Genomic DNA, 4,214 nt, shown 5'->3' with positions numbered 1-4,214 from the left:
AGGGCCGGTTCACTCTGATTTTCCTGGCGGGTTCCGACGATCTTGAAGCCGGCAAAGCCAGTATGGCTCCCCTGCTCGAGCTGACATATAACTGGGATCCTGAAGAGTATGACGGCGGCCGCAATTTCGGGCACCTGGCATATGAAGTCGATGACATCTATGAATTCTGCGAAAACCTGCAGAAAAAAGGCGTGACCATAAACCGCCCTCCACGCGATGGACGCATGGCTTTCGTTCGTTCGCCGGACAACATTTCCTTTGAGCTTCTTCAGAAGGGTGAAGCTCTTGAAATCAAAGAACCTTGGGCTTCCATGCCAAATGTCGGCGAGTGGTAACGAAACCAGGTTTTCAACAAGCGCAAGCCCGGAAATCCGGGCTTGCAAAAAATTGTCTCAAAGGCTCTTGCGGGCAAGTCCATTCCCGCCTATAAGCCTCCCCACGACGCAGCCGCGTCGACCGCGCGCCCATCGTCTAGCGGTCTAGGACGCCGCCCTTTCACGGCGGAAACACGGGTTCGAGTCCCGTTGGGCGTGCCATTTTCTCTTTCCCGAAAATTGGCCTTTCGACGCGTTTTACGCTGCTAATGCTGCCGCTCTAAGTGTCAGGTTTTGCCCGGCGATATATAGCGCCCCTTTACCTGCTGCGCCGGGTCGTCCTTGCGGAACAATGACCTGCCGGGAAATCTCTTTTGATAGAATTCAGCGATTTTCGCAGCGGTCGGTCCGGCAAATTCAACACGGCCGTCGGGAAAGAACACATCAAGATCGTCATCTTCATGTTTTGAAGCATAGGTTTCCTGGGAGCCGTGCAAAATCATCGTGACACCAATGCGGTTGTTCACAAAGTTCTGGACATCAACGAATTTCGGCGAACGGGCATGGGTCTGTCCCAGTCGCTCCTCCTTCACCCGCACGATCTGTTCGGGCGCATCCATGTCGACGATGCCATACAAGTCAAAATCCCCGTGAATGCACTTTCCCGCCGTGATCAAGGAACTTGAAGAAAACTTCACACAGCCGAAATACGGATCTTCCGGATTTCGCTCGACAAAATAGAGGCCGCCGCCTGGAATATAAGTGAGGTTTTTCTGCTGTTCGAAAGTTGACATTTCAGGCCGTAACTGACTTGAAAAATCGTTCCACGCCTTGAGAGCCTTGGAGTATTTTCCATCTGTAAAGGCGCGGTCCCCAGCGATCGACGGATCGACGACAAGACCGGCTAAGCACGCTCTTTTTCCGGCGGCGATACGGCTTCCCCTCGCCGTGACGTCGAAATCGGCCGTTTTGGCCTTGCAATCGAGGCGTTTTGGCAAAGCATAGGCTTCGCCAATATGCTGTAGCGATGCAGTGTTGGTTCGCCTGACCAGAATGGCGACATTGTACAGCCTTGCGGCTGAGCGGAAGACACCGAGATGCGCAGGACGCATATGTTTCAGGATATCCGCATTTCCAGTCATGAAACGATCTCCTTGGCGGGCTGGCGAGAAATCGCCGCCGGTCACGAGCTCACGACACGGTCAGGGTAGCAAACTTCATTCAGGCCAAAGCGTGATACACATCACAAGTTTGTTGCCGGCAGCACATCGTTCTCGACCATTCATATCGTCGGTGTCCCGGTCCGATGTCGTTTCCAGCCCGGTTGCAATCCGCTGAAACTCACCATCACTTCCCTTAACCCATTTGCACAAAATGTTACCGGAAAACGCCAACAAACGTAGTTTTGCCCGACGTCATTGGATATACTGCGTCTCAAATCTTTGGATGCGTTTGCCGGCCAATTCAACAGCTGGCTCCGGTGGTCATGGGGCAGATTTCACCGATTAATCCTTCCTGTGACGCGTATTACAGAACAAATTTGCCTATCGGGGTACTTCTGTTGTTAAGAGGTGGCAGACCTCGAGGAAAGATCGGGCCAACCGACAGGCAACAATGATCGACGAGAGGACATGAAATGTTCAAACGAATGATCGCCGTGCTGGCAATTCTGATTGCAGGGACTGCCCCGGCACTCGCCAAGCGGGTTGCCCTGGTGATTGGCAACGGCGCTTACGAGCACACGGTACCCCTTCCCAATCCAGCCAACGATGCTCAGCTCATGGCAACCAAGCTGCGCGGTCTCGGATTTGAAGTCGTAGCGGGCCAGGACCAGACCTATAATGGTATGCGCCGCACCGTCATGGAATTCGCAAAGAAAGCCTATGGTGCCGAAATCGCGCTTCTATTCTATGCCGGCCATGGCATGCAGGTCGCCGGACAAAACCTTTTGGTGCCGGTTGATGCAAAAATAGAAGACGAGACTTCGCTCGATTTCGAAACCATCTCCGTTGATTTCATCATGCGCCAGATGTCGAAAGACGTGAAAGTGCAAATGGTCTTTCTGGATGCCTGCCGCGACAACCCGTTGGCGCGCACGCTTGCGCGCCGCATGGGGCCGAGCCGGTCCGGCAACGTTGGCGCCGGCCTTGCTGAAATTAAAATGCAGGAAACCGGTGGTGAAGGTTCAGTCATCGCATTCGCCACGAGCCCGGGAGATGTCGCACTCGACGGCGACGGCAACAATTCTCCCTTTACCTCGGCTCTCATCCGCCACATCGACACACCAAATGTCTCCATCCAGACCGTGATGACGCGGGTAACCGGCGATGTGTACGACCAGACCGAAAAACGTCAGCGGCCCTGGGTGAATGCATCACTGATCGGCGAAGTGTTCCTTAACAAACAAGCTGAGGAAAAGGGCACCGAAGTTGCCGCGCTTGGCAATGCTGCTACCTCTGCCCCACAACAACCGGTGGTCAACAACGCAGCTGTGAACGCCGCGACCCAGTCCAACATTGCCTGGGAACGGGAGAAGCTGATCTGGGAAACCGCGAAGTCCAGCAATACGGTTGCGGATTATGAAGCGTACCTGTCAGCCTATCCAAGCGGCACGTTCTCCGATTTTGCACGCAACTCGATTAAGCGTCTGAGTGCAAGCAATCAGGTTGCTGCAGTTAACCCCAGGACCACCCCTGCAACGTCATCCCAGGTGGAAGGTCAGGCAAGCGGTCAGGCGGCTGTCAATTCAACTCTGCCGAATCCCCAAAATGCAATTCCCGGCTCGGCGGAAACAGAAGCAGCGCTTGGCTGGAACCGAACTGCACGTCGACAGGTGCAAACTCGCCTGAACCTTGCAGGGCACAATGTCGGCCGGCCCGATGGCGCCTTCGGTCCGAAAACACGCGGTGGCGTTACTTCCTGGCAGACGGCAAACGGCATTGCCCCGACCGGATATTTCACCGCGGCTCAATACGCCCTGCTGACAACGCAGACCGCAGCAAAGTACGCGGCCTATGTTGAAGAAGTGAAACGCAAGCAGGCCGCAGCCGCTGCTGCAAAACGTCGGCAGCAGTCGACCGCATCACGCAGCACAACCCCGCAACGGACAACTGCGACCAACCAGCCGCAGCGCGTCGCTCCTGCCAATAACGGCGGCGGTGGTATCAATCCGGCCGGTGCAGCGTTTATCGGAGGTGTCGTCGGCGGAATTCTCGGTGGAGCCATAGGACGCTGATCGGCTGAGACCAAAAAATTGCAAAGAGACCCGGCAACCGCCGGGTCTTTATTTTTGGGAAGCCAGATCACCACGTCAGTCGATCTTCAGGCTGACGCTTCTGATCCGCGAGGACCTGGCTTCGTCAAGAATGGTAACTACCTGTTGAAACTCTGTCCCCTTTGCCGGAACAAGAACAGCTGTCTGTGCACCCAGCACCGTCAATCGATTCAACTCTGCGGCAAGCTGTTCCAACGGTTTTTCGACACCGTTTACAGTTACGCGGACACGTTGCTCCCCCGGCACAGAGCGAATGGTGATCAATATTGGCGGCGTTTCAGCAGTGGACTGCCGATTATCCACGCCAATGTCTCCTCCCCCACCAAGAGAGACATCAAGGGGTCGCCAGACGCCAAATGTCGACGACAAGAGAAAAAACATCACAAGTATGAAAATCACATCGATCAAAGGCATAAGCGGTATTCGCCTGTGCTTTCCGACCGGGCTATGGATCAAGATCATCGACAAGACTTCTTCTGACCAATCGCGTCACTGGCAACCACTGTCCCGCAGATCTTTGTAAACCACAATCCCAATCGGCAAATTGACCGTCGGTCCGCATTTCCGTAGCGTTGCTTGTCAAGTCAGCAGATCGAGTCACTTGCATGGTGCAGACACCAGGTTGC

4 protein-coding genes and 1 tRNA gene are annotated in these 4,214 nt (G+C 54.8%); 3 read left to right on the top strand and 2 right to left on the bottom strand.

The genetic code is table 11. The annotated features are described in order from the left end of the window. A partial coding sequence (locus K5905_RS28815; RefSeq protein ID WP_297590876.1) for a VOC family protein occupies positions 1–335 on the top strand: 335 nt, incomplete at its 5' end. Between the two features lie 125 nt (positions 336–460). Next, positions 461–536 (top strand) — tRNA-Glu (locus K5905_RS28810). 65 nt (positions 537–601) lie between these two features. Here the strand turns inward: K5905_RS28810 and K5905_RS28805 are convergent. Beyond that, positions 602–1,456 (bottom strand): hypothetical protein, encoded by an 855-nt coding sequence (locus K5905_RS28805; protein WP_297590869.1) that lies wholly within the window; start codon positions 1,454–1,456, stop codon positions 602–604. A gap of 494 nt (positions 1,457–1,950) precedes the next feature. Between K5905_RS28805 and K5905_RS28800 the strand changes: the two genes are divergently transcribed. After that, the gene (locus K5905_RS28800; RefSeq protein ID WP_297590867.1) at positions 1,951–3,549 is read left to right on the top strand and encodes a caspase family protein; all 1,599 of its coding nucleotides are present in this window, start codon (positions 1,951–1,953) and stop codon (positions 3,547–3,549) included. 75 nt (positions 3,550–3,624) lie between these two features. On the opposite strand, the gene K5905_RS28795 is transcribed toward K5905_RS28800, so the two are convergent. Continuing rightward, a complete protein-coding gene (locus tag K5905_RS28795; protein WP_297590865.1) occupies positions 3,625–4,050 on the bottom strand; it encodes a biopolymer transporter ExbD in 426 nt (141 codons plus the stop codon). Positions 4,051–4,214 lie beyond the last annotated feature (164 nt).

It is taken from the genome of Roseibium sp. (genome assembly GCF_025698965.1).
Classification (GTDB): domain Bacteria; phylum Pseudomonadota; class Alphaproteobacteria; order Rhizobiales; family Stappiaceae; genus Roseibium.
Note: the sequence above shows the minus strand (reverse complement) of the source record. Positions and strands in the feature narration are given on the sequence as shown.

Bases quoted from the DNA above. Each gene is read 5' to 3' on its own strand.
- K5905_RS28805 (WP_297590869.1), bottom strand. From the start codon at position 1,456: ATGACTGGAAATGCGGATATCCTGAAACATATGCGTCCTGCGCATCTC.
- K5905_RS28795 (WP_297590865.1), bottom strand. From the start codon at position 4,050: ATGATCTTGATCCATAGCCCGGTCGGAAAGCACAGGCGAATACCGCTT.
- K5905_RS28800 (WP_297590867.1), top strand. From the start codon at position 1,951: ATGTTCAAACGAATGATCGCCGTGCTGGCAATTCTGATTGCAGGGACT.